General features: G+C 73.1%; 23 protein-coding genes and 1 pseudogene. 14 read left to right on the forward strand and 10 right to left on the reverse strand.

Features of this window, described 5'->3' with window-relative positions; translation table 11 throughout:
* Nucleotides 1-88 precede the first annotated feature (88 nt).
* The 3 genes from AB0L34_RS08765 to AB0L34_RS08775 are packed head-to-tail and all read right to left on the reverse strand — an operon-like array spanning nucleotide 89 to nucleotide 3,276.
* Nucleotides 89-1,828, reverse strand: a complete 1,740-nt coding sequence (locus AB0L34_RS08765; protein ID WP_363703149.1) for a multicopper oxidase family protein — start codon at nucleotides 1,826-1,828, stop codon at nucleotides 89-91.
* A complete protein-coding gene (locus AB0L34_RS08770) occupies nucleotides 1,825-2,277 on the reverse strand; it encodes a DUF6220 domain-containing protein (RefSeq protein WP_363703151.1) in 453 nt (150 codons plus the stop codon). Before AB0L34_RS08770 ends, AB0L34_RS08765 begins: the two co-directional genes overlap by 4 nt.
* Nucleotides 2,278-2,286: 9 nt before the next feature.
* On the reverse strand, nucleotides 2,287-3,276 hold the full coding sequence (locus AB0L34_RS08775) for a carboxymuconolactone decarboxylase family protein (RefSeq protein WP_363703153.1): 990 nt from the start codon (nucleotides 3,274-3,276) through the stop codon (nucleotides 2,287-2,289).
* Nucleotides 3,277-3,419: 143 nt separating this feature from the next.
* Here AB0L34_RS08775 and AB0L34_RS08780 point away from each other — a divergent pair, with 143 nt between their 5' ends.
* Nucleotides 3,420-4,550: a sensor histidine kinase gene (locus AB0L34_RS08780; protein WP_363703155.1), complete on the forward strand. Its 1,131-nt coding sequence runs from the start codon at nucleotides 3,420-3,422 to the stop codon at nucleotides 4,548-4,550.
* Between the two features lie 77 nt (nucleotides 4,551-4,627).
* Complete coding sequence (locus AB0L34_RS08785) at nucleotides 4,628-5,290, forward strand: response regulator transcription factor (RefSeq protein WP_363703157.1); 663 nt, start codon at nucleotides 4,628-4,630, stop codon at nucleotides 5,288-5,290.
* A 38-nt stretch (nucleotides 5,291-5,328) separates the two neighbouring features.
* On the opposite strand, the gene AB0L34_RS08790 is transcribed toward AB0L34_RS08785, so the two are convergent.
* On the reverse strand, nucleotides 5,329-6,024 hold the full coding sequence (locus AB0L34_RS08790; protein ID WP_363703159.1) for an ATP-binding cassette domain-containing protein: 696 nt from the start codon (nucleotides 6,022-6,024) through the stop codon (nucleotides 5,329-5,331).
* 188 nt (nucleotides 6,025-6,212) lie between these two features.
* Between AB0L34_RS08790 and AB0L34_RS08795 the strand changes: the two genes are divergently transcribed.
* Together AB0L34_RS08795 and AB0L34_RS08800 are read left to right on the forward strand one after the other, a co-directional pair.
* Entirely contained in the window at nucleotides 6,213-6,812 is a 600-nt protein-coding gene (locus AB0L34_RS08795) for a hypothetical protein (protein WP_363703161.1), read from the forward strand.
* A 493-nt stretch (nucleotides 6,813-7,305) separates the two neighbouring features.
* Nucleotides 7,306-7,995, forward strand: coding sequence for a DUF2071 domain-containing protein (locus AB0L34_RS08800; protein ID WP_363703223.1), 690 nt, complete (start codon nucleotides 7,306-7,308; stop codon nucleotides 7,993-7,995).
* Nucleotides 7,996-8,092: 97 nt separating this feature from the next.
* Here the strand turns inward: AB0L34_RS08800 and AB0L34_RS08805 are convergent.
* The 6 genes and pseudogenes from AB0L34_RS08805 to AB0L34_RS08830 all read right to left on the reverse strand — a co-directional run.
* Nucleotides 8,093-8,368: pseudogene (locus AB0L34_RS08805) on the reverse strand (transposase); the annotation flags it as partial.
* 68 nt (nucleotides 8,369-8,436) lie between these two features.
* Nucleotides 8,437-9,903, reverse strand: coding sequence for an NAD(P)/FAD-dependent oxidoreductase (locus AB0L34_RS08810; RefSeq protein ID WP_357462302.1), 1,467 nt, complete (start codon nucleotides 9,901-9,903; stop codon nucleotides 8,437-8,439).
* Nucleotides 9,900-10,160: a (2Fe-2S)-binding protein gene (locus AB0L34_RS08815; protein WP_363703165.1), complete on the reverse strand. Its 261-nt coding sequence runs from the start codon at nucleotides 10,158-10,160 to the stop codon at nucleotides 9,900-9,902. The genes AB0L34_RS08810 and AB0L34_RS08815 overlap by 4 nt, the downstream gene beginning before the upstream one ends.
* 43 nt (nucleotides 10,161-10,203) lie before the next feature.
* The gene (locus AB0L34_RS08820) at nucleotides 10,204-11,391 is read right to left on the reverse strand and encodes an FAD-dependent oxidoreductase (RefSeq protein ID WP_357462297.1); all 1,188 of its coding nucleotides are present in this window, start codon (nucleotides 11,389-11,391) and stop codon (nucleotides 10,204-10,206) included.
* Nucleotides 11,388-12,308: a dihydrodipicolinate synthase family protein gene (locus AB0L34_RS08825; RefSeq protein WP_357462295.1), complete on the reverse strand. Its 921-nt coding sequence runs from the start codon at nucleotides 12,306-12,308 to the stop codon at nucleotides 11,388-11,390. The genes AB0L34_RS08820 and AB0L34_RS08825 overlap by 4 nt, the downstream gene beginning before the upstream one ends.
* 73 nt (nucleotides 12,309-12,381) lie before the next feature.
* Nucleotides 12,382-12,918: a helix-turn-helix domain-containing protein gene (locus tag AB0L34_RS08830; protein WP_357462292.1), complete on the reverse strand. Its 537-nt coding sequence runs from the start codon at nucleotides 12,916-12,918 to the stop codon at nucleotides 12,382-12,384.
* Nucleotides 12,919-13,217: 299 nt separating this feature from the next.
* Between AB0L34_RS08830 and AB0L34_RS08835 the strand changes: the two genes are divergently transcribed.
* The 10 genes from AB0L34_RS08835 to AB0L34_RS08880 are packed head-to-tail and all read left to right on the forward strand — an operon-like array spanning nucleotide 13,218 to nucleotide 23,440.
* Nucleotides 13,218-14,825 carry an ABC transporter substrate-binding protein gene (locus AB0L34_RS08835; RefSeq protein WP_363703168.1) on the forward strand — a complete coding sequence of 536 codons (1,608 nt, stop codon included), beginning with the start codon at nucleotides 13,218-13,220 and terminating at the stop codon, nucleotides 14,823-14,825.
* A 7-nt stretch (nucleotides 14,826-14,832) separates the two neighbouring features.
* On the forward strand, nucleotides 14,833-15,921 hold the full coding sequence (locus tag AB0L34_RS08840; protein WP_357462287.1) for an ABC transporter permease: 1,089 nt from the start codon (nucleotides 14,833-14,835) through the stop codon (nucleotides 15,919-15,921).
* On the forward strand, nucleotides 15,918-16,835 hold the full coding sequence (locus AB0L34_RS08845) for an ABC transporter permease (protein ID WP_363703170.1): 918 nt from the start codon (nucleotides 15,918-15,920) through the stop codon (nucleotides 16,833-16,835). The genes AB0L34_RS08840 and AB0L34_RS08845 overlap by 4 nt, the downstream gene beginning before the upstream one ends.
* A gap of 2 nt (nucleotides 16,836-16,837) precedes the next feature.
* On the forward strand, nucleotides 16,838-17,815 hold the full coding sequence (locus AB0L34_RS08850; RefSeq protein ID WP_357462284.1) for an ABC transporter ATP-binding protein: 978 nt from the start codon (nucleotides 16,838-16,840) through the stop codon (nucleotides 17,813-17,815).
* Nucleotides 17,812-18,795 (forward strand): ABC transporter ATP-binding protein, encoded by a 984-nt coding sequence (locus AB0L34_RS08855; protein WP_363703172.1) that lies wholly within the window; start codon nucleotides 17,812-17,814, stop codon nucleotides 18,793-18,795. Before AB0L34_RS08850 ends, AB0L34_RS08855 begins: the two co-directional genes overlap by 4 nt.
* A gap of 10 nt (nucleotides 18,796-18,805) precedes the next feature.
* On the forward strand, nucleotides 18,806-20,044 hold the full coding sequence (locus AB0L34_RS08860) for an amidohydrolase family protein (RefSeq protein ID WP_363703174.1): 1,239 nt from the start codon (nucleotides 18,806-18,808) through the stop codon (nucleotides 20,042-20,044).
* Nucleotides 20,041-21,687 carry a DUF885 domain-containing protein gene (locus AB0L34_RS08865; RefSeq protein ID WP_363703176.1) on the forward strand — a complete coding sequence of 549 codons (1,647 nt, stop codon included), beginning with the start codon at nucleotides 20,041-20,043 and terminating at the stop codon, nucleotides 21,685-21,687. Before AB0L34_RS08860 ends, AB0L34_RS08865 begins: the two co-directional genes overlap by 4 nt.
* 45 nt (nucleotides 21,688-21,732) lie before the next feature.
* Nucleotides 21,733-22,110, forward strand: a complete 378-nt coding sequence (locus tag AB0L34_RS08870; RefSeq protein WP_357462273.1) for a nuclear transport factor 2 family protein — start codon at nucleotides 21,733-21,735, stop codon at nucleotides 22,108-22,110.
* Nucleotides 22,107-22,433 carry a TIGR04076 family protein gene (locus AB0L34_RS08875; RefSeq protein ID WP_091105867.1) on the forward strand — a complete coding sequence of 109 codons (327 nt, stop codon included), beginning with the start codon at nucleotides 22,107-22,109 and terminating at the stop codon, nucleotides 22,431-22,433. The genes AB0L34_RS08870 and AB0L34_RS08875 overlap by 4 nt, the downstream gene beginning before the upstream one ends.
* Nucleotides 22,430-23,440, forward strand: coding sequence for an LLM class flavin-dependent oxidoreductase (locus AB0L34_RS08880; protein WP_363703179.1), 1,011 nt, complete (start codon nucleotides 22,430-22,432; stop codon nucleotides 23,438-23,440). The genes AB0L34_RS08875 and AB0L34_RS08880 overlap by 4 nt, the downstream gene beginning before the upstream one ends.
* The last annotated feature ends 90 nt before the right edge of the window (nucleotides 23,441-23,530 follow it).

A 23,530-nucleotide genomic window follows, 5' to 3' on the forward strand; every position in this document is an offset into this window, starting at 1 on the left:
GGTATCGACCAGCTGCCGGACCGGTCGGGTCGGCCCTGGTCTGCGCCGTGATCGTGCCGCCTGGGACGGCACGATCGCGGCGACCGGATCACGAGTACATCAGGTGCAGCGTCATCCCGGCGTCGGCGTGTGCCAGGTTGTGGCAGTGGTTGGCCCACATTCCGGGGTTGTCGGCCCGGAACGCCACCTCCCAGACGTCGCCGGGGCGTACGTCGAAAGAGTCGAGCCACAAGGGGCTCCCGGTCGCCGGTCTTCCGTTGCGGCTCAACACCAGGACGTGGTGCCCGTGCAGGTGCCACGGGTGCACGATCTGGGACCGGTTCACGATCGTGAACTTGACGATGTCGCCGAGGCGTACAACCTGAGACGGGATGTCCGGATCGGCCGCGCCGTTGACGGTGTGGGCGTATCGCGGTAGCAGTCCGTGCAGGTCGAGGCCGCGGTCGAGAACGAGGGTGAACTCCCGGTCGTTCCGGGACCACGGCGCCGGAGAACTGACGCCGTAGGTGAGCGGATCCAGCACCGGCCACCGGCCGGTCGCCGCCGACACCGGTCCGGTCGAGTAGACCTCGCGTCCGTCGACGAACAGCGCCACCGGCGTGGCGGGTGCGGTGAACACCAGGTCGTAGCGTCCCCCGGCCGGGATCAGCACGGCGGTGTCGACGAGCGGCGTCGGGCCCTGCAGGTCGGATCCGTCGATCGCGGCGACCCGGAACGGGGTCCCGGCCAGGGCGTATCGGTGTGTCGTGCTGTCGGTGTTGATCAGCCGCAGCCGCAGGGGCACCCCCGCCTCGACCGGCTCCGTTCTCGGTGCGGGCAGTGGAAGGCCGGAAAGGGTGTGCACCGGCACGGTGACGTCGACGCCGGTCACCGGCGCCGGGCGCACCACCAGGACGCCGTAGAGCCCCTTCCGCACGCCGATGTCGGATACCGCGTGCGTGTGGTACCAGTACGTCCCGACCTGGTCGGCGCGGAACCGGTAGACGAACTCCTGTCCGGGCAGCACCGCCGCCTGCGTCACCCCGGGCACCCCGTCCTGACTGTTCGGCACGTCGTACCCGTGCCAGTGCAGCGTGACCCCCCGCGCGATGTCCCGGTTGCGCAGCGTCACTTCCAGGACGTCGCCGACGGTGGCGGTCAGGTCCGGCCCGGGAACCTGCCCGTTGAACGCCCACGCCTCGACGTCCCGGCCGCTCACGTTCACCGTGGCGGCCCCGGCCGTCAGGGTGAACCGTCTGGTCGGTTCGCCGGCGGTCCGCGCATCCCGGTATCCATGATCATGTGGCGTACCGGGAGCGGCGTCCGGAGTGACGGCCAGCCCGGTTCCGGTCACCAGCGCCGCGACCGCCACCGCGAGGGCCGCCCGGGACACCGTCGGCGACGGGCGTGCGCCGAGGACGCGCCACGTGATCGCGGTCGCCGCGACGACCCCGGCGACCGCCAGCAGTCCGACTCCCGCCGATGCCGGATAGCCGTGCAGGACCGTCACGAGCAGGCCGGCGCTTCCGGCGTACCCGGCGAAGAGAAGCGGGACCGCGACGGAGCGGATGTCGCCCGGGGCACGCAGCAGCCGGGGCCCGGCGACGGCCACCCCCGCGAGGGACAGTGGGGCGGCGATGAGGACCTTCTCCGCCGCGAACCACCAGCCGGCGCGGGCGAGCGCGGTGATCGTGATCGCCCGGGCGAGCGTGGCGAGCAGCGCGAAGGCGGCCAGTCCCAGTGCGAGCGGCCGGCGCCGGGCGGCCGACGCGGCGCCGCCGCCCAGCCACCCGGCGGCCGCGAGGACCGCGATCACCAGGTCGGCCGCGAGCAGCGAGCCGGTGGTCATGCGGGCTCCCCTTCCCGGACGGCCACCGGGGCGGCGCCGGCCGGTGCCGGGTTGGCCAGCTTTCGAGCCGCCTGGTGGACGCTGACCACGACGTGCACGGCGATGATGCCGTTGAGCGCGTGCAGGCCGGCGATGGTCAGGCCGAACGGGGTGCTGACGCCCGCGGCGTCGGTCGACCCGTTCGCGAGCGCGGCGATGAGCGCCTGCAGGACGACGAGGCCGAGCGGCAGGACCGCCAGTCCGACGGTCCGGCCCGGCGCCTTCGCCAGCGCGGCGAACAGGATGGTGAGCAGGGTGAGAACGGGGATGACCGCCGTTCCGGTGACGCTGTGCAGCGCGAATGCGTCGTCGCCCGCGGGTTTCGTGAACGCGCCCACGGCGGCGAAGATGAACTGCAGGGCGAACGCGGCGAGCGACAGAGCGGTGACGATGACGAAGGCCTTGCGCATGGTGAGCTCCTAGCGGTGAGCCGGGGACAGTGCCTGGGCGACGTGATCGGTGGCCGTGATCGCGCCGTACGCGACCAGCCGCACGAGGTCGGCGTCGTCCGGATGGGAGAGCCGCCAGAGGGCGACGTCGCCCGGGCTGATCGCGCTGGGCGCGAACGCCGCCAGCAGCGCGATCCGCGTCCCGATGCGGTCCGTGCCGGGCACGTCCCGGACCAGGTCGACGGCCCAGTCCGCGGGCCGGGCCGGGTGTCGTCCGTCCTCCCACCGCACGGTGGCCGTGACGGTCTGGCGCGCCACGTCGCCCAGGAGGTCTCCGCCTCGCGTGGCGGCGTTCTTCAGCGACGCGTACGCGACGCCGACCGGGCTGTCCCCGGCCCAGGCCGGTGGCGTCGTCGTGCCGGCGTCGAGTAGCGGCAGGCTGCGGCCGGGCTCCTTCGGCTCCCGGGCCGCCCTGGCGTAGAGCCGGCCCCCGACCGAGCGCACCAGCGGGGAGCGCTGCAGTCCGCCGGGCAGCAGGTCCGGGTCGAGCAGCGCCGAGACGATCCGGTTGATGAACTGGAAGGCGAGCAGGGTGCCGGTGAACTCCGGGCGGTACGGGCTGGTCCAGCCGGTGGCCCGAGGGCTCCGGCTGGCCTCGGCCCAGCCGACGAGCTCGACGTGCCTCGGTTCCGGTGGCGTCCCGCCCCGGGCGATGACCTCGGCCAGCTCGTGCTCACCCAGGGCGTGCAGCAGCAGCACGTGGGCGTCGACGCAGAACCGGCAGCGGTTGGCCCGGGACACCGCCGACGCGACGAGCTCGCGGTCGACCCGGGACGTGTCCCCGGCGAGCAGGGCCTCGCGCATCAGCGCCCACGTCGCGGCCTGCACCTCCGGCACGGCCGAGAGCGCCTGGAAGGTGGGCACCGGACCGAGGAACTCGTCCCGCAGCTGCCGGTAGACCTCCGCGGTGAGACCGGTCGCCGCCGATGCCTTCGCGGGGGTGAAGAAGCGGTATGTCATGGGTTCGATGCTTGCCGCGGCGGGCCGGGAAGACATCGTGCCGCCGCAGGCACTTGCCCGGCCGCCGATACCGCGTCCGCGGTACGCCTCATCTACCGCGGGTGGGGGATGCTCCCTGATGACGGCCGCTCTACAGTTCGATCATGCGCCGCGATCTGCCGTACGCCCTCAGCGGCCTCACCCTCGGCGGCCTCCTGCTCGGCAACGCCGCGCTCGCGCCGGACGCCGCACCGGTGCGGGCGATCGACGTCGCCCTGGTCCTGGTCATGGCGGCGGCCCTGGCGGTGTGCCGGCGCTACCCGGTGGTGGCGTTGAGCGTGGTGACCGCCGCCATGCTGGCCCTCCACGTCCGGGTGCACGCCGGGGTGTCCGCCGCGTTCCCCGTCCTCGGCACGGTCTACCTGGCCGCCTGGCGGGGCCACCGGGCGGCCGCTGCCCTGGCCAGCCTCGTCTTCCTCGGCGGCTTCCTGACCCGCGACGTCTCGGTCGCACCCACCGACCGGCCCAGCCAGCAGATCGCCGAGCGGACCGCCCTGCTGCTGGGCTGGTTCTTCGCGGCCAACGTCGCCGGACTCGTCGCGCGGCAGCGCCGGGCCTACCTGGAACAGGTCGAGCAGCGGGCGATCGAAGCCGAACGCACCCGCGAGGAGATGGCGTTGCGCCGCGCCGGGGAGGAGCGCCTGCGCATCGCCCGGGACCTGCACGACTCGCTGACCCACAGCATCTCCGTGATCAAGGTGCAGGCCGGGATCGCCGTGCACCTGGCCCGCAAGCACAACGAGGAACCGTCAGCCGCGCTGCTGGCGATCCAGGAGGCCAGCGGCGCCGCGATGCGGGAACTTCGGTCGACGCTGGACGTGCTGCGCTCACCCTCCGACGGGGACCGCGTCGGACTGGCCCGGGTGGGCGAGCTCGCCGAACGGACCCGGGCGGCCGGCGTACCGGTGCAGGTGACCGTCACCGGTCAGCCGCGGGATCTGCCCGTCGAGGTCGACCAGGCCGGGTATCGCGTGGTCCAGGAGGCGCTGACCAATGTGGCCCGCCACGCCGGCCCCGCCACCGCCCAGATCCACATCGAGTACACCCCGACACAGCTGACCGTCTCGGTGGACGACGACGGCCGGGCGTCGCCGGTCCGGCCGGTGACACCGGGGGTGGGGCTGCGCGGCATGCGGGAACGGGTCGCCGGACTGGGCGGCGCGCTGCACACCGCCGCCCGCGACGGCGGCGGGTTCGCGGTACGGGCCACGTTCCCGCTGGACGGTCCGGCATGACCGAGCGCTTGCGCGAGGTCCCACCAGTGCAGCCCGCCACGGATCGTGGCGGCTCCCGACCGGAGGGAGGAGCCGGCATGATCCGTGTCCTGCTCGCCGACGACCAGGCGCTGATGCGGGCCGGATTCCGGGCACTGCTCGACGCCGAGGACGACCTGGAGGTCGTCGGCGAGGCCGCCGACGGCGCTTCGGCCGTCCAGTTGTCGCGACGCCTGCGGCCGGACGTCATCCTGATGGACGTGCAGATGCCGGGACTCGACGGAATCGAAGCCACCCGGCGTATCGCCGCCGATCCCGACCTCGCCGCCGTCCGCGTCCTCATCCTCACCAACTACGGGCTCGACTCGTACGTCTTCGCCGCGCTCCGCGCGGGCGCCAGCGGGTTCCTCCTGAAGGACGCCGACCCCGCCGACCTGCTGCAGGCCGTCGCCGTCGTGGCTCGCGGCGACGCGCTGCTCGCCCCGGCGGTCACGCGTACCCTCATCAGCGAGTTCGTCGCCAGCCCACCGCCGGCTGACCCGGCGGCCGGACGCGACGTGCTGACCGCCCGCGAACAGGAGATCGTCGAGCTCGTCGCCCGGGGGCTGAGCAACGACGAGATCGCCGAGCGCATGGTGATCAGTCCGTTGACCGCCAAGACACACGTCAACCGGGCGATGACGAAGCTGCACTGCCGCGACCGTGCCCAGCTGGTCGTATGGGCGTACGAGTCGGGGCTGATCACGCCGCGTCGCCGATGACGGTGGGTCGGCGGCATGCCAGGAAGGTGGGCACACGTTCAGGTGCCGCGTAGATGGATCTCGCGTCCGTGCCACCTGGAGCGCAACCACCGGTCATGGCTGGCGACCACGACGGCGCCGGGGCTGCCGCCGAGGGCGTCCTCCAGCTCGTCGCAGAGTCGGGGCGAGAGGTGGTTGGTGGGCTCGTCGAGCAGCAGCAGGTCGGGTGGGTCGGCCACCAACAGGGCCAGGGCGAGCCGGCGTCGCTGGCCGACCGACAGATCGCCGACCGGCCGGCGCGCGTCGCGGGCGGTGAGCAGACGGAGGTCGTCCAGCGGTACGGCGTCGGCGCGCACACGGCCCAGGACGTCGGCGTAGACCTCCTCGGCGGTACGCTCGGGCCGGTCGAACACCGTGTCCTGGGTCAGAACGCCGATGCGCAGGTCGGGGCGGCGCCGGACGTGACCGGCCAGGTCCAGCCGACCGGCGAGGACGGCGAGGAGCGTGGACTTGCCCGCACCGTTGGCGCCGGTGACCAACAGCCGGTCGGCGGCGGCGACGTCGAGACGGTCGAGGCTGAGCCGGCCGGGTATCCGCACGTGACGCAGGCTGACGAGGGTCCCGTCGGCGGTGGCGGTGGCGAGCGCGGTCGCGCGGAACCGCAGCGGTTCGGGTGGTGACGCGACGGCGGCACGTTCGAGGTCGTCGAGCCGGCGGCCCGCGGCGCGTACCCGTCGGGCGATCTGGTTCTGCACCCTGCCGGCGGTGTCAATGATGAGTTCATTCGACCAGGTTGAGAGACCGCGAACACCCCTACTTCTGCATGCACCGAAGCCAACGCGACGATCATCTGGTGTACGGTGCTGCCGGCCGAGACGGAGACGGGATGCGCGGTATGACGAGTACAAGAGCGAACGGCGCCCGCAGGCGGCTGACTGGCGTCGTGGTCGTGCTCCTGACCGGGCTGCTCACCGCGACCGGATGCACACGACCCGGCGAAACCCGCAAGCCGGAGGCGCAGCCGGCCCTGTCCCCCACCACCACTGCCGTGCGACTGGACAAGCCGAAACGGCTGCTGGACCGCTGGCCCGAATCGGTAGACCGATCACTGCTCGAGACCGCCAAGCAGAACATGGGAAACCTCAAGAAGCTGCTCAACGGTGAACCGGCCAGCGCCATCGGCACCGCCTACGTCACCTGGGAAGGCGAGTACTCGCCGGAGCGCGGCTGGCACCGACCAGCCGGAGGCAGCACCGTCCTCATCAGCGCAGTGTCCGGCACTGTCAGCGACCCCGGGGCCGCACTCGACGCCACCTTCGCCAACCTGACCCACCTCACCACGGTCGCCCCCACCGCGCCTGGCCCGCTCGGCGGCGAAGCCCGCTGCGGCACCGGCCAAGACAAGGGCATACACGTCGAAGCCTGCGGCTGGGCCGACAATCACACCATCGCGCTGGTGACCTTCAACGGATTCCCCGCAGCGCAGAGCCGAGCCGACGACTTCCGTCAGATCCGATCACAACTGGAAAACCCGGTCCGCTAACACTGAAAACGTCACGCCTTTTGCCGGGGGCACCCACAGTGGGTCGGCAGGAAAGGTACATTCGTCCGCAGTCGAGCTTGCCGCTCTCGGTGTAGTCGGTGTGGGGCAGCGCGGCCTGAACGTAGGTGGCCACGGCGGGTGTACGACCCGGCGACGCTGATCGTGGCGTTCGACCGGGTTGCGGGCAACCAGCCAGGTCCGCCACCAGATGCGGGACAATCTGCGTGCGCCCGTGAAGCAGGCAGCCCAGTCCGTGGGAGCCACCGCCGTTCATGACGCGTCCGCGGTCCCGGAGCAGCCCCAGTCGGCCGGTCCACAGGCGCAGGGGCCGGCGCAGGGAGCCCCGGCTGAGCATCGGGGATCGTTGAGTCGCTGCAGCGACGGGCGGGCCAGACGGTGCGGGTCCGCCCCGCGATGCCACATCGACTATGACCAACGGTGGGAGGGAAGGCTGATGAAGGCTCCGCCGTCGCCGAGGGTGGCACGACCGGTGATGTATCACCGGTGGAGCTGGATAACGTTTCTCCACTGGCGCTGCCCTCCCTCGGTGCTGCAGCCGATGCTGCCGCCGGGGCTGGCGGTGGAGACCTTCGACGGATCAGCCTGGGTCGGGTTGACGCCGTTCCTGATGCAAGGGGTGCGGGCCCCAGCGCTACCGGCCGTACCGGGCTTGTCGAGCTTTCCCGAGACCAACGTCCGGACGTACGTCCAGGACCGGCGGGGCCGGCCGGGGATCTGGTTCCTGTCGCTGGATGCGGCCCGCCTGCCTGCGGTCCTCGCTGCCCGAGCCAGCTACGGGTTGCCGTACTACTGGGCGAACATGGCGGTACGGGTCACCGGCAACCAGGTCGCCTATCGCTGTGAGCGCCGTTGGCCCGGCCCTCGCGGGCTGCGATGTGACGTCGAGGTGCGGCTGGGCCCGCCGCTGAGCGAGACGGAGCGCGACGAGTTGGCCCATTTCCTCACCGCCCGGTACCGCCTGTTCACGGTCATCGCCGGCAGGGTTGCCGCCGCCGAGGCGGAACACCCCGATTGGCCGCTGTGCCAGGTCGAGTTGCTGCGGCTGGACCAGGACCTGCTGGCGGGGGCGGGACTGCCTGCGCCGGTCGGCGCCCCCGTCCTCCACGCGTCTGCCGGCGTTCCCGTACGCGTAGGGATGTGGCACTGGCTGGAGGGTCCCTGATCCAGCTTCAGCACAGCCCGTCTCGACATCCGCGCCCATCGACGCAACGCGCTGCCCTCTCCTGAGGTCAAGCTGCCTGCATGCCGCCGCGTTCAAGACGCTTCCGCACGATCTGTGGTTCGAACGTGCCGTCGCGGTCGCGGGGCACCTCGATCTGCACCGGGCCGATCTCACCGTCGAGAGCGGCTTCCAGGACCCGATTGGTCAGCTGCTGCAGCAGCCCGCCCTCGCCAGTGAGCTGCAGACCCGCCGCACGGGCCTGTTCCACCACCTCGGCGACGAGCTGATCGTCGACTCCGTCTCCCACCGGCCGCGCCGGTCCACGCTTCGCCACCTGGTCAGTACCGACCTCGGTGATCACGACATCCGTCATCAGGTGCTGCTCCTTGATCAGGAGTTACACCTTCGTTTTACAGTCCCTCGGCTTGGGCTGATCCTCGGTCAGTCCGCGGCGGGCGGTTCGTCGCCGACCGCGAGGGCGCGCAGCGGGACGGGCTTGACCGGCGCCTGGGCGGTGAACGCGCCGACCTGTTCCGGCCCCCGGCCGGTCAGGGTGGAGATGAGCTGGCAGAGGCCCGGCTGGCAGGACCGCCCCTGGCACAGGCCCATCCCGGCGCGGGTCACCAGCTTCACGGCGTTCGCGGTGCCGAGGTGCGGATTGGCCCGCAGCGCGCGGCGCACGTCGCCGGCCCGCACCTCCTCGCACCGGCAGAGCACGGTGTCGTCGGTGACCAGGCTGCCCAGGGCCGCCCGGTCCGGCGCGAACCGGTCGAGCACCTGCGTGACGAAGCGTCGCCGGCGGCGCAGCTCCCGGCGGACCGGGCGGGCCAGCGTGACGGCCCGGTGCTCGTCGAGCAGCCCCAGGTCGCGCAGCACGCCGAGGGCGGCGAGCCGGCCCTCGACCTCCGCCTGCTCGGCACCCGCGACGCCGGTCAGCTCGCCGGCCACCGCGATCTGAGGCACCGAGGTCCGCAGCCACTCGTCGTGCCGGACCACCCAGCCGCCTGCGGGGGAATCCCAGGTCACCGCGCAACCGGCCTGCCGGGCCAGCTCGACGGAGGGGACGAAGCCGTACCCCAGCGCCAGCACGTCGCAGGGGACGTCCCGGTCGGTCCCGGGAACCGGCAGCCCCGTGGGGCCGACCTCGGCGAGGGTCACCGTGGTCAGGTCCGGGTCGCCGGCGGCGCGGCGGACCACCGTGCCGAACCGGACGGGCACGCCCGCCCGGTGTAGGACGCGCAGCGCATCGACACCCTCGGCGATCTTGCCTCCCGCGCCCGCCACGGCGGCCAGCCCGGCCGGTCCGGGCAGGAGGTCGCGGCGGCGCTGGATCAGCGCGACCTCGACCACCCGGGCGCCGGCCCGAACCAGTTGGGCGGCCACGACCAGCAGCAGCGGGTGGCCCCCGGCCAGGACGAACCGGCCGCCCGGCAGCAGGCCCTGTGCCTTGACGAACGTCTGCACACCGCCCGCCGTGAGCACTCCCGGCAGGGTCCAGCCCGGAAACGGCACCGGCAGGTCGTACGCGCCGGCGGTGAGCAGCACCGCCCGGGGTTCGAGCAGGCGGACCCCGGCCGGACCGTGCGTGGCGACCCGGTAGCGGCCCGGCGGGGGCTGGTCGCCGGCGTACCCGTCGAGGCCGGCCCGGGTGCCGAGGACGCCCCACACCGTGGTGTCGGCGAGCCACCGGACGCCGGGAGCGGCGGTGGCCTCGGCCAGGAGCGCCCGACCGGCGGAGGACGATCCGGCCGGCGGGGTGAACCCGGCCGGCGGTTGGCGGTAGATCTGCCCGCCCGGCTGCTCCTGCTCGTCGACGACGGTGACGGCGGCGCCGTGCCGGCCGAGGGTGGCGGCGGCGGCCAGCCCGGCTGGGCCGGCGCCGACCACCACCACGTCGGGCGCGCTCACCGGGGCACCGCCGTGCGGACCCGCATGCCGGCCCGCACCCGGATCAGGCAGGAACGTTGGCAGGGCACGTCGTCCACCGTCACGACGCACTCGAAGCAGATCCCCATGTTGCAGTAGGGCGCCCGGCGGGCACCGCCGCGCGTGGTGCCGACGGACCGTTCACCGGCGGCGAGCAACGCGGTGGCCAGCGACTCGCCCGGGTGGGCGGGAAGGGTCCGCCCGTCCACCTCGATGGTGACCGGCTCGGGTCGGCCCATCGGGGTGCGCCTCGGCGTGTCCGGAGGGTTCGACGGGCGGTGTTCAGACAAAGTTCAGCGCTCCGAAGCGGGAGGGTGAGTAGTCCTCGATCGACCGGTCGGTCTCGCCGGTCACGACCATGCCGGCGAGGAGCCGGGCGTAGGTGAGGCCGAGGGTGAAGGCTGAGCCGCCGGTGGCGACGAACAGTCCGGGCCGGCGCGGGATCGCGCCGAGCAACGGCAGGTGGTCCGGGGTGAGCGTGGTCATGCCTGTCCACGTCCGGATCACCGGCAGGTCGAACACCGCCGGGACCACCCGGGCGGCGTCGGCGTTGCCGACCAGCGACTCGTACCGCAACTCCGGGTTGGTCTCCAGGTCGACCTGTCCAGCCCGGCTGACCAGCTTGGCCGGCCATCCGCCGCCGATCAGCACGTTGCCGTCCTCGGTCTGCTTCATCGACAGCCGCCGGCCGACGTGCTGGATCAGGTGCGGCAGGAACGGCCGGCTGCGGGCGGTGGCGCTCATCGTCAGCCCGACCGGGAAGACCGGCAGCCGGACGTCGGCCATCGAGGCCAGTTCGGCGGTCCAGACCCCGCCGGCGAGTACCACCGTGTCGGTCAGGTGGGTCTCCCCGGCGGTGTCCCCGGGCCCGGTCACGGTGCGCAGTTCCCAGTGCCGGCCGCGCCGGTGCAGCCCGGTGACCCGGCAGCCGGTACGCAGCACGGCGCCGTACCGGCCGGCGGCCCGGGCCAGCGCCGGGGTGACCAGCCGGGGGTTGGCCTTGCCCTCGCCGGGCACGTGACCGGCGGCGAGCACGGTGTCCGCCAGGTACGGCGCGAACCGGCGCAGCTCCGGGCCGGAGAGCACGGCGACGTCGAGGCCGTACTCGCGTTCCAGGGCGGCCTTCCGGTCCAGCACGGCGATCTCCGCCGGGGTCTCGGCGAGCATCAGCCCGCCGGTGCGGGACACCCCGCATCGCTCACCGAGCTCGTCCTCGACGGTGGCCCAGGCCCGCATGGCGTCCAGGTGCAGCGGGAGCGCGCGGGCCGCCGCGCGGGCCCCGTCGTCGCCGTGCTCGACCATCCGGAACTCCAGCTGGAAGTGCAGGCTGCCCGCGTTCTGCCCGGAGGCGTGCCGGTTGACCTGGTCCTTCTCGACGAGCAGGACCCGGTTGCCGGCGCGGGCCAGGTGCCAGGCGGTCGCGCAGCCGAGCAGACCGCCGCCGATGACCGCCGTGTCGTACGAAGTCATGGGAGCAGGTCGAGCTGGGTCATGGTGGCCCGGACGCGGTCCTGTTCGGCGGGGGTCAGCGGGAGCAGCGGCGCGCGGACGTGACCGGCCGGTACGCCGCGCAGGGTGAGCGCGTACTTCATGATCGCCTGCGCGTTGCCGAACCGGGCGCCGTAGTCCGGCCCGAACCAGTCCTCCATGATCACCCGGTCGCGGGCGCCGAGGACCCGGGCCCGGTCGAGGTCCCCGGCGCGCAGGGCGCGGAAGAAGTCGGGGTGGTCGGCGCCGAGCACGGCGCCGGCTCCCATCAGCCCGTCGCCACCGATCGTGGTCATCAGCTCGATGCCGACCTCGTTGGTGGGAATGCCGAAGTAGCGCACGCGGTGGCGCAGGGCGACGAGGCTACGGACGAATCCGCCGAAGTCCGGGGTGGAGTTCTTGACCGCCACCACGGTGTCCAGCCCGCTCAGCTCCGACAGCAGGTCGGCGTCCAGGTCGACGCCGGTGCCACGGGGCCAGTTGTAGACGCAGAGCGGCAGGTCGACCGCCTCGGAGACGGTCCGGTAGAAGGCCACGATCTCCGACCGGGTGGGCACCACGTACGGCGGCGGGGTGAGCAGGATGCCGTGCAGGCCGGCGTCCCGGGCGGCCTCGGCGTGCCGGATCGCCTCCGCCGGCGTGTACGCGTTGCAGCCGCCGAGCACCGTGAGGCGGTCGCCGACCCGTTCGGCGGCCGTCCGGAACAGCGCGGCGCGTTCCTGTTCGGTGAGGCTGAACCATTCGCCCGTGGTGCCCCCGACGATGATCCCGTGCAGCCGCTCGGCGGCGAGCCAGTCCAGTTGGACGCGCCAGGCGGCGAGGTCCAGCTCGCCGGTGGCGGTGAACGGGGTGGTGACGGCCGGCAGGTAGCCGAACCAGTCGACGCTGTCGCGGTCCACTGCGGGGTCCTTTCGACGGGCGGCGTCGTACCGCCCGCGTGCGCGACGCGGGCCGGGTGACGTGCCGGGTGGGTCAGGGGGTGGGCGGGGTGACCGCGATGATGAGCCGGGCCCGCTGGTCGCTGGCGTTGCGGTAGAGGTGGGGCAGCCGGGAGTCGAAGGTGATCGCCTCGCCGGTGCTCAGCACGTACTTCTCGCCACCGATCTCGGCGACGACCTCGCCGGTGACGGCGATCGCGCACTCGGTCGAGGGGTGCGCCCACGGCTCGCCGGAGCTGGAGTCGCCGGGCGCCAGCTCGGCTTCGAGCACCTCCAGGTCGCCCCGCCCGGGGGTGAGCCGGTCGTAGGCGATCTGCCCGGGGGGAGCGGCGAGCCGGGTCCGCGAGCCGGGCCGGCTGATGTGCACCAGCGGCGCGTCCGGCTCGGAGAACAGCGCCGCGATGGAGGTGTCGAAGACCTTGGCGAGCTTACGCAGGGTGGCCAGGCTGGGGTCTGTGGCGCCGTTCTCGATCTGGCTGAGCAGGGCGGGCGAGACGTCGGCCGCGGCCGCGAGCTGGCGCAGCGTGAGGGAGTGCTGCTGGCGCAGGTCGCGGAGCTGGTCACCGAGCATGCGTTCTTCCTCGTTCCAAAACAGTCTGGCTAGAAATGTTTGACGCAACTATACGCCCCTGTCTAGCATGGTCAAACACAAGGCGAACGTGTTTGGCGTAACTAGACAAGCGACGTCGGGGCACGAACCGGACAGGAGTGCCGTCCGGATACATCCAACCTCATGACGGTCTACGGGCGAAGCCCCGCGAGCCGCCATCGGTTGGCACCGGCCCCCGACCTCGGCGTCACCGGCGACGTCGGCGCGACAACCCCAGAGCCCGTCCCGCGCGGGCCGGCCCATTCGAAGGTAGGAACAGCATGTCGGTGTCCCCTCGCCGGCTCCGCGTCGGAGCAATCGCTCTGGCGGCGCTGGTCACAGCCTCCAGCACCGCGTGCAGCGCGGGTGGCAGCGGAGGAAACGGTAACGGTGGTTCGGCCAAGACCCTCACCGTCAACACCTCGTTCGTCCTCAAGACGCTCGACCCCGGCCGGATCTACGAGGCGACCGGCCTCACCGCCGTGCACTCCCTCTACGACACCCTGCTGACCTTCAAGGGCTCGGACGTCAGCAAGCCCGTCCCGGCGCTGGCCGAGTCGTACGAGGCCTCCGCCGACGCGAAGACCTTCACCTTCAAGCTCCGCGAGGGGGTGAAGTTCTCCGACGGCAGCCCGCTGACCGCCGACGACGTGGTCTTCTCCCTCAACCGGCTCAAGAACGTCAAGGCCAGCCCGGCAGTCATGGTCAGCGGCCTCACGGTCGCCAAGACCGACGAGCGGACCGTGGTGGTCACCTCGGCGACCGCCGACCCGAACATCCCCGTGGTCCTCGCGATGCCCTCGACCGGCGTGGTCAACTCCAAGGTCGCCAAGGAGAACGGCGCGACGGACGCCGCGGACGCCGCGAAGACCGACACCGCCCAGCAGTACCTCGACAAGAACTCCATCGGCAGCGGCCCGTACGTGCTGAAGTCGTACGACCCGTCGGCGCAGGTGGTGCTGGAGGCCAACCCCAACTACTGGGGCGCCAAGCCAGAGTTCGGCCGGGTCGTGCTGCGCAACATGGACGTGCAGACCCAGAAGCTGACCATGCAGCGGGCCGGCGGCTCCGAGATCGCGCTGGACATCTCCGGCAAGCTGCTGGAGGGGCTGCCGGACACGCTCAAGACCTCCGCCATGCAGGACACCGTCTACTTCCTCTTCCTCAACGCCGACCCGGCCGTCTCCGGGGTCACCTCGAACGCGAAGTTCAACCAGGCGCTGCGGGCCTCCATCGACTACCAGGGAATCGCCGGGCTGTACGGCAAGGGCGCCGCCCCCGGCGCCGGGCTGGTGGCCCCGGCCTACCCGGGTGCGCTGCCCGCCGGCGAGGAGTCGAAGCGTGACGTGGCGAAGGCCAAGGCGTTGCTCGCCGAGGCGGGGCTGACCAACCCCACCGTCAAGTTCAACTACCCGGCCATCACGTACAAGGGCGTCGACCTGGGCACGGTGGCGACCAAAGTGCAGGGCGACGCCGCCGAGGCCGGCATCAAGCTGGAGCTGACCCCGCAGCCGCTGACCACGTTCCTCGACGAGATGCGTACGGGCAAGATGGCGCTCGGGTTCACCCCGCAGAGCCTCAACTACCCGGTCGCCGACTCGCTGATCAACAACATGTCCCCCGGCCAGGCCACCGCGCTGCGCTCGGGCTGGACGGTGGAGCGGGCCGACCCGGCCGTCGTGGCCGCCGGCAAGAAGGTCACTGAGACCCTCGACCTGGCCGCCCGGGCCACCGCCATGCAGGAGTGGCAGCGGGCGATGAACGCCGCCTCGCCGTACGTCGTCCTGGCCAGCAACTCCTCCACCGTGGTGGCGAGCGGCGACCTGACCGGCACGGACTACACCGCCGCCGGTTGGCAGGTCGACCTGGCCGCCGTCGGCCGGGAGTAACCATCTCATGACGACGACAGTCGACGACGCCGAGCCGGGCGCGGTCACCACGACCGCGTCCCGGCCCCGGCCGCACCGGTCGCTGCTGGTGTTCCTGGCCAAGCGGGTGGCGATCACGGCAGGACTGCTGCTGGGCGTCACGATCGTGACGTTCGGCCTGGTCACCGTGGTACCCGGCGACCCGGTCACGGCCAACCTCTCCGACCAGGCGCTCAACGACCCCGCGACGGTCGCGGCGTTCCGCGAGAAGTGGGGCCTGGACCAGCCGCTGTACGTGCAGTACCTCCAGTACCTGGGCAACCTGCTGACGGGCGACCTCGGCATCTCCCAGCAGACCGGCCGCACCGTGACCGACGACCTGTTGCAGTACGTGCCGGCGACCATGGAACTGGCCATCCCCACCATGGTGCTGGCGCTGCTGATCGGCACCGGGATCGGCATGCTCGCCGCCGTCCGCAACGGCCGGATCACCGACCAGCTGATCCGCGTCGGCGCGCTGCTCGGCCTGTCCACCCCGCCGTTCTGGCTGTCGCTCGTCGTGCTCTACGTGTTCTTCTACCAGCTCGGCCTGGCGCCCAGCGGCGGCCGGCTCTCCACCGACTTCAGCCCGCCGCCGACGGTGACCGGGATGTACACCGTCGACGCCGCCCTCGCCGGTCAGTGGGACGTCGCCTGGGACGCCGCCCAGCACCTGGTCCTGCCGGTGCTCGTGCTGACCAGCCTGACCGTGGCGATGCTGGTCCGGTTCGTCCGCTCGTCCATGCTGGAGGTGCTCCAGCAGGACTACATCCGGGCCGCGTACGCCAAGGGCCTGCCCGCCCGGGTGGTGTTCCGCCGGCACCTGTTGCGGGCCGGGCTGGTCCCGGTGATCACCGTCTCCGGTCTGGCCTTCGCCTCGCTGCTCTCCGGCACGGTGCTGGTGGAGAACATCTTCGGCTGGCCGGGCCTCGGCCAGTACGCGTACCGCAGCGCGACGGCGCTGGACCTGCCCGCGATCCTCGGCGTCAGCCTGTTCGTGGCGCTGGTCTACACGCTGGTCAACCTCGCCGTCGACCTGCTGTACGGGCTCATCGACCCGAGGATCCGGCTGTCATGACCACACTCGCACCCGACCCCGTAGCGCCCGACCCGAAGGCGACCGACGCGCTGGCTCGGCGCCGGTTCCTGGGCCGGCTGCGCGGTCGCTCCACCGGGCGGCCTGTCTGGCGGCAGCCGATCGCCGTGGCGGCCCTGGTCATCCTCGGCGGGTGGCTGTTGATGGCGCTGTTCGCCCCGGTCGTCGCGCCGTACGACCCGTTGGCACAGAGCCCGGACGCGTATGCCCCGCCGTCGGGCACGCACTGGTTCGGCACCGACTCCCTCGGCCGGGACGTGTTCAGCCGGGTGATCCACGGCTCCCGCCTGTCGATCCCGCTCGCGCTCGCCATCGTCTCGCTCGCCCTGCTGATCGGCGGCCTGCTCGGCCTGGTCGCCGGCTACGTGGGACGGTTCGTCGACGAGGCGCTGATGCGCCTGACGGACCTGGTCTTCGCGTTCCCGCAGATCATCCTGGCGATGGCGGTGACCGCCGCGTTCGGGCCCAGCACCCGCAACGCCGTCCTCGCGCTGGTCATCGTCTCCTGGCCCGTCTACGCCCGGGTCATCCGCAGCGCCGTGCTGACCATGCGCGGCGAGGACTACCTCAGCGCCGCCCGGCTGCTCGGCATCGGGCCGGTCCGCGCGCTGCGCCGCGACGTCCTGCCCAACAGCGTGGGGCCGGCGATCGTGCTGGCCACCCTGGAGCTCGGCAACGCCGTGCTGCTGCTGTCCGCGCTGTCCTTCCTCGGCCTCGGCCCCCGCCCGCCGGCGGCCGAGTGGGGCTCGATGGTGGCGCTCGGCTCGCAGGACCTCTCCATGTGGTGGGTCAGCGTGTTCCCCGGCCTGGCCATCCTCACCGTGGTGATGGCCTTCAACGTGCTCGGCGACGCGCTGCGCGACCGGATCGACCCCCGCTACGCGAAGGGACGTTGAGAATGCGACCGCTGCTCGAAGTCGACTCCCTGGCCGTCACCCTGCCCGGCCCCACGGGGCCGCTGCCGATCCTGCACGACGTGTCGTTCACCGTCGGTGAGGGGGAGATGGTCGGCATCGCGGGGGAGAGCGGGTGCGGCAAGAGCCTCACCGCGCAGACCCTGCTCGGGCTGCTGCCCGCCGGTGCCAAGGTCACCGGGTCGGCCCGGTTCGACGGGACCGAACTGCTCAGCCTGGACACCAGGCGCTGGCAGAAGGTGCGCGGCGCCGGCATCGCGATGGTCTTCCAGGACCCCACCGCGGCGCTGCACCCGATGCTCACGGTGGGCCGGCAACTGACCGAACACATGCAGGTCCACCTGGGCCTGGACCGGCGGGCGGCGGACCGGCGGGCGGTGGAACTGCTCGACCAGGTCCGCATCCCCGACCCGCAGCGGGCGGTGCGGGCGTACCCGCACCAGTTCTCCGGCGGCATGCGGCAGCGGGCGGCCATCGCGATCGCCCTCGCCGCCCGCCCCCGGCTGCTGATCGCCGACGAGCCGACCACCGCGCTCGACGTGACGGTGCAGGCCGGCATCCTCGCGCTGCTGGACCAGTTGCGCGCCGAGACCGGGCTGGCCGTCGCCTTCATCACCCACGACCTCGGGGTGCTCAGCGCGCTCACCACCCGCGGGTACGTCTTCTACGCCGGGCGCGTGGTGGAGACCGGCCCCACCGGAGCGCTGCTCACCGCGCCGCGCCACCCGTACACGGCCGCGCTGCTCGGCGCCCGCCCGCACGGCACCCAGGCCGTCGGCACGCTGCGTCCCATCCCGGGCGGGCCGCCGACGCCGGGGCAGGCGCCGCCCGGATGTCCGTTCCAACCCCGGTGCGGGTACGCCGAGCCCTCCTGCGGCACCGCGCCTCCCCCGCTGTCCCCCGCCGGCACCGACCGGTCGGTGGCCTGCGTGGTCCGTCCGCACCTGGAGGTGGCGGCATGAACGAGCCGGTCGGGTCGGGCAACCTGCTCGAGATCAGCGACGTCGAGGTGGAGTACAAGCCGCGCGGCCGGGGGCCGGTCCGGGCCGTGGCCGGGGTGAGCCTGGAGGTGGCGCCCGGCCAGATCGTCGGCCTGGTCGGCGAGTCCGGCTGCGGCAAGTCGTCGCTGGCCCGGGTGGCGGTCGGGCTGGCCGCGCCGAGCGCCGGGACGATCCGGTTCGCCGGCCGCCCGATCACCCCGCTCGGCTGGCGGCGCCGGCCGGTGTCGGAGGTCGGGCTCCAGATGGTCTTCCAGAATCCGTACGCGTCGCTGAACCCCCGGCGCACCATCGGCGCCCAGCTCCTCGACGGGGTGCCGGACACGGTGACCGGCGCCGCCCGCCGGGCGAGGGTCGCCGACCTGCTGGACCGGGTCGGCATGCCGGCCGGGGCCGCAGAGCGGTACCCGCACCAGTTCTCCGGCGGCCAGCGGCAGCGGCTCGCCATCGCCCGGGCGCTGGCGCCGGAACCCCGGATGATCATCGCGGACGAGCCGGTCACCGCGCTGGACGCGTCGTCGCAGGCGCAGGTGGTCAACCTGCTCGTCGGGCTGGTCCGGGACCTGGACATGGGCATGCTGTTCATCTCGCACGACCTCTCCCTGGTGCACGAGATCGCCGACGTCACGGCGGTGATGTACCTGGGCCGGATCGTCGAGACCGCGCCCACCCGTCAGTTGTGGTCCTCGCCCCGGCACCCGTACAGCCGGGCGTTGATCGACGCGGTGCCGCAGATCGCACTCTCCCCGCAGCTGCCCAGGACGCTCGCCGGGGAGGTGCCCGACCCGGCACACGCGCCGGTCGGGTGCCGCTTCCGGCCGCGTTGCCCGCACGCCTTCGGGCCGTGCGGCGAGCAGCCGCCCACGCTCGACCTCGGCGGCCGCACCGCCGCCTGCTGGCTCAACGACCCCACGGTGGCGCAGACCACCGTGCCCGCCGCGTAGAGGACACCGCATGCGCATCCCCACCGAACAGGTCCTGGTCAACCTCGCGCTCTACGACGGCGTCCGGGACGACGTCCAACGCGACAGCGGCATCTGGATCGGCGCCGACGGCACGATCCGCGCGGTCGGGCCGGTCGACGACGTCCTCACCGAGGCGGGCGGCGCCCGGGTGGTCGACCTGCACGGCGACCACGTCATGCCGGGCCTGACCAACATGCACGTGCACCTGTCGCTCGGCCTGCCCGGCCACTTCGGCGACGAGGTGCACCGGTCGAACCTCGCCGAGCTGGTGCTGCTGATGGCCGACTCGGCGCGCCGGACCCTGCACTCCGGCGTCACCACCGCCCGGCTCGTCGGCGAGAGCCGGTACGCCGACTTCGCCCTGCGCAAGGGGATCGAACGCGGCGCGGTGGACGGCCCGCGGATCTTCACCGCCGGGCACGCCCTCTGCTGCACCGGGGGGCACGGCTGGGAGGCCGACGCGCTGGAGGCCGACGGGGCGGACGGGTTCCGCCGGCTCACCCGGCAGCAGATCCGGGCCGGCGCCGACCTGATCAAGGTGTGCATCTCCGGTGGGATCGCCGGCGAGTTCGAGTCGATCGACACCCCCCAACTGCTCGACGACGAGCTGGCGGCGGTGATCCGGGTGGCGCACGACTGGGGGCGCAAGGTCACCGCGCACGCCGGCCCGGCCGAGTCTGTGCGCCGCGCCGTGGAACTCGGGCTGGACTGCGTCGAGCACGGCTACGAGCTGACCGACGAGGTGACCCGGCTGATGGCCGAACGCGACGTCTGGTACGTCCCGACCATCGTGGTCAGCCGCTGCGAGCAGTTCTTCCGCGACTCCGGCGTGCCGGGCTGGCTGATGGACCGCGCCCTGGCCGCCGGGCCCCGGCACTGGGAGAGCCTCCAGCACGCCATCCGCAACGGGGTGCCGATCGCGCTGGGCAGCGACATGCCGCCACACGCCGGCTACGACGAGACGACCGCGACCGTGCGTGAGCTGGAGTTCATGGTGGACGCCGGGATGCCCGTCGCCGACGCCCTGAAGTCCGCCACCATCCGCCCCGCGCAGTGGCTGGGCCAGGCCGACACGCTCGGCAGCGTCGAGGTGGGCAAGCACGCGGACCTGCTGGTCCTGCGCGACGATCCCACCCGCTCGGTGTCCGCGCTGCGCACCCTGCACACGGTGCTCAAGGGTGGCGTCTCCTACCGCGACGACCACGGCCGCCTCGGCGTCGCCCGATGACGACGATCACCGAGGTCGCCGACCGGTACCTCGACGTGCTCGCCGGGCTGGATCCGGAGGCCGCCGAGGCGGCGGGTCGTACGCCCGACTCGCACTTCGCGGACCTCTCCCCCGACGGCTTCGCCGCCCGCGCGGAGCTGGCCCGCAGCACCGCCACGGCGGCGGACGGCGCCGGTGTCGACGGCACGGCCCAGCGGGCCCTCGCCGGCGCGCTGATCGACCGGCTGGCCAGCGAGGTCGACCTCTACGACGCGGGCTTCACCACCCGGCTGCTCGCCCCGCTGGCGACGCCGGTGCACCTGGTCCGGCAGGTCTTCGACAACCTGCCCCGCAACACCGCGCAGGACTGGGCGGTCGTCGCCGCGCACCTGCGCCGGGTGCCCACGGCCCTCGGCCAGTACGCCGAGACGCTGCGCTGGTCGGCCCGGCGGGGGCACCTGGTCGCCCGCCGGCAGGTGCTGGCGGTCGCCGACCAGTGCACCGCCTGGGTCACCTCCGACGACTTCTACGGCCGGCTGGTGGCCGGGTGTCCGGACGGGCCGCTGGCCGGGGAGCTGGCCGCCGGGGCCCGCTCGGCCGCCGCCGCGACGGCGGACTTCGCCGCGTTCCTGCGTACCGAGCTGGCGCCACGGGCCACCGACGTCGACGGCGTCGGCCGCGACCTGTACGCCGTCACCGCGCGCAGCTTCCTCGGCGCGACCGTCGACCTGGACGAGCTGTACGCGTACGGCTGGGAGGAGCTGGCCCGGACCGCCGCCGAGCAGCGCGCGGTCGCCGCCGAGCTCGGGTACCCGGACGTGGCGGGCGCACGGGCCGGGCTGGACGCCGACCCCGCCGGCCGGGTGCCGGTCGGGCCCGACCTGGAGGAGTGGCTGCGGGAGCGCACCGAGCGGCTCACCGACGCCCTGGACGGCCCGCACTTCGACATCCCGGCCGCCGCCCGCCGGGTGGTGTGCCGGATCAGCCCCGCCGCCTCCGGGGTCATGTACTACACCCCGCCCGACGCCGGGTTGACGCGCCCGGGCGGGATCTGGTGGTCGACGCCCCCCGGCGAGTCGACGGTGCCGGTGTGGCGGCACGTCGGGACGCTCTGCCACGAGGGGCTGCCCGGGCACCACCTCCAGCACGCGATCACCCTCACCACCGTCGACCTGCACCCGTGGCAGCGGTCGCTGTGCCAGGTGCACGGGTACGCCGAGGGCTGGGCGCACTACGCCGAACGCCTCGCCGACGAGCTCGGCCTCTACGCCGGTCCCGCCGAGCGGCTCGGGATGCTCGACGGGCAGATGTGGCGCGCCGCCCGGGTGGTCATCGACCTCGGCCTGCACCTGGACGTGCCCATCCCGGCCGGGACCGGCTTCACCGACGCGCGCCGGTGGACCCCCGAGCTGGCCGTGGACTTCCTGGTCCGCGTCGCCGGGCTGGCCCCGGCGACCGCGCGGTTCGAGGTCGACCGGTACCTCGGCTGGCCGGCGCAGGCGTTGGCCTTCAAGGCCGGGGCGCGGCTCTGGCAGCAGGCCCGCCGGGAGGTCGAACGGCGCGAGGGAGCCGGGTTCGACCGCAAGCGGTTCCACCAGCGTGCCCTGCGGCTCGGGCCGATGGGGCTCGATCCGCTGCGCGCCCGCCTCGCCGAGCTCTCCTGATCCACCCCCGACACCCCCGTCCGCCCCGACCGGAAGCGAGCCCCGATGACCGTTGACGATCTCACCGCCGCCATCACCGACATGTACCGGTCGTTGGGCGACCGGGCGGCGTTCGACGCCCGGCTGCACCCCGAACTGACGATCTGGGAGTCCGACGCACCCGACCTGCTGGACGGTCTGGCCGCCCTGGACGACCTGCGGGACCGCCGGGCGGCGGCCCGGGGACCGGCCGCGCCCCCGACCTCGGTCGCCCCCGAGCAGTTCCGGGCCGAGGCGTGGGAGGACACGGGCCTGGTCCGCTACGTCCTGCGGGCCCGGTACGCGACCGGGCAGCCGGACGACTGTTTCCGGGTGACGGACGTGCTGCGCCGCGACGAGCGGGGCTGGCGGATCGTGCACCACCACGCCGAGGCCCTCCGATGAGCGCCGAGGAACCGGTCACCGACCTGTACGACCTGCGGGTCGTGGTGGAACGGATCGAGGGCCGCTCCGTCTGCGGCCTCCAGCCGGGCGACCACATCGACCTGACCGAGTCGAGCCGGCTCACCATCCCCACCGGCCGGCACTTCTGCCTCTACGCCCTCGCGGCGTGCCTGCCGCTGCTGCCGGCCAAGCAACGTCCGTTGCCGCCGGAGGACTGGCTGGCCCGGGACTGCCACGTGGCCTGCCCGGATCCGGACGAGCGGGTCATCCTGCGGATCGAGCGGACCGCCCGGCGACAGATCCCGACTGGAGAACTCACGTGAGCACCGACGAAGGACGCCGGCTGGTCGGCATCGGACTCCAGTCCGACAAGAGCGCCGACGAGTACGCCGCGCTGGCCGAGCTCGCCGAAGGGCACGGCTTCGACGTGCTGTCGGTCTTCGGTGACCTGATGTACCAGCCGCCGTTCTTCCCGCTGCTGGTGGCCGCGCGGCACACCCGACGGATCCGGCTCGGGTCGGCCTGCCTCAACCCGTTCACCATGCACCCGGTGGAGATCGCCGGGCAGGTCGCGGCGCTGGACCTGGCGTCGAACGGGCGGGCCTACCTCGGGCTGGCCCGGGGCACCTGGCTGGATCAGATCGCGGTGCCGCAGGCCCGGCCGCTGCGGCGGATCACCGAAACCGTCGACGTGGTCCGGCTGCTGTTGTCCCGCGGCGACGGGGGCTTCCAGGGCCGGGAGTTCACCGTGGCGCCCGGTACCGCCCTGCGCTACGCCCCGGTCCGCGCCGACGTGCCCGTCCTGGTGGGGACGTGGGGCCAGCAGACCGCCCGGACGGCCGCCGCGTTCGCCTCGGAGATCAAGGTTGGCGGTTCGGCCAACCCGGCGATGGCCAAGACGATGCGGGCCTGGCTGGACGACGCCGCGCCCGCCGGTCGGGCCGGTGACCAGGTCGGCGTGGTGCTCGGCGCCGTGACCGTGGTGGACGAGGACGGCGCGCTGGCCCGTCGGGTGGCCCGTACGGAGGTGGCCATGTACCTCGCCGTGGTCGCCGCCCTCGACCCGAACGTCGACATCGATCCGGAGCTGCTGTCGCGGATCCAGCAGCACGTCGCCCGCCAGGAACACGACCTCGCCGGCGCGCTGATCGGCGGGGACCTGCTCGACCTGTTCGCCTTCTCCGGCACCCCGGAACACGTCGCGGCGCAGGCCGCGGCGGTGTTCGATGCCGGGGCCACCCGGGTGGAGTTCGGCACCCCGCACGGTCTGACCCCGGCGGGCGGTGTCGACCTGCTCGGCCGCCGGGTGCTGCCGCTGCTGCGGGGGTGACGCCGTGGCGGGGGTGGGCATCGACCGGCCCGCCCCCGCCACGGGCTTCTCCGTTCCCCCGCCAGCGCGATGGACGGGACCACGGTCGGC

The sequence above is a fragment of the Micromonospora sp. NPDC052213 genome, assembly GCF_040679695.1.
Taxonomy (GTDB): Bacteria; Actinomycetota; Actinomycetes; order Mycobacteriales; family Micromonosporaceae; genus Micromonospora.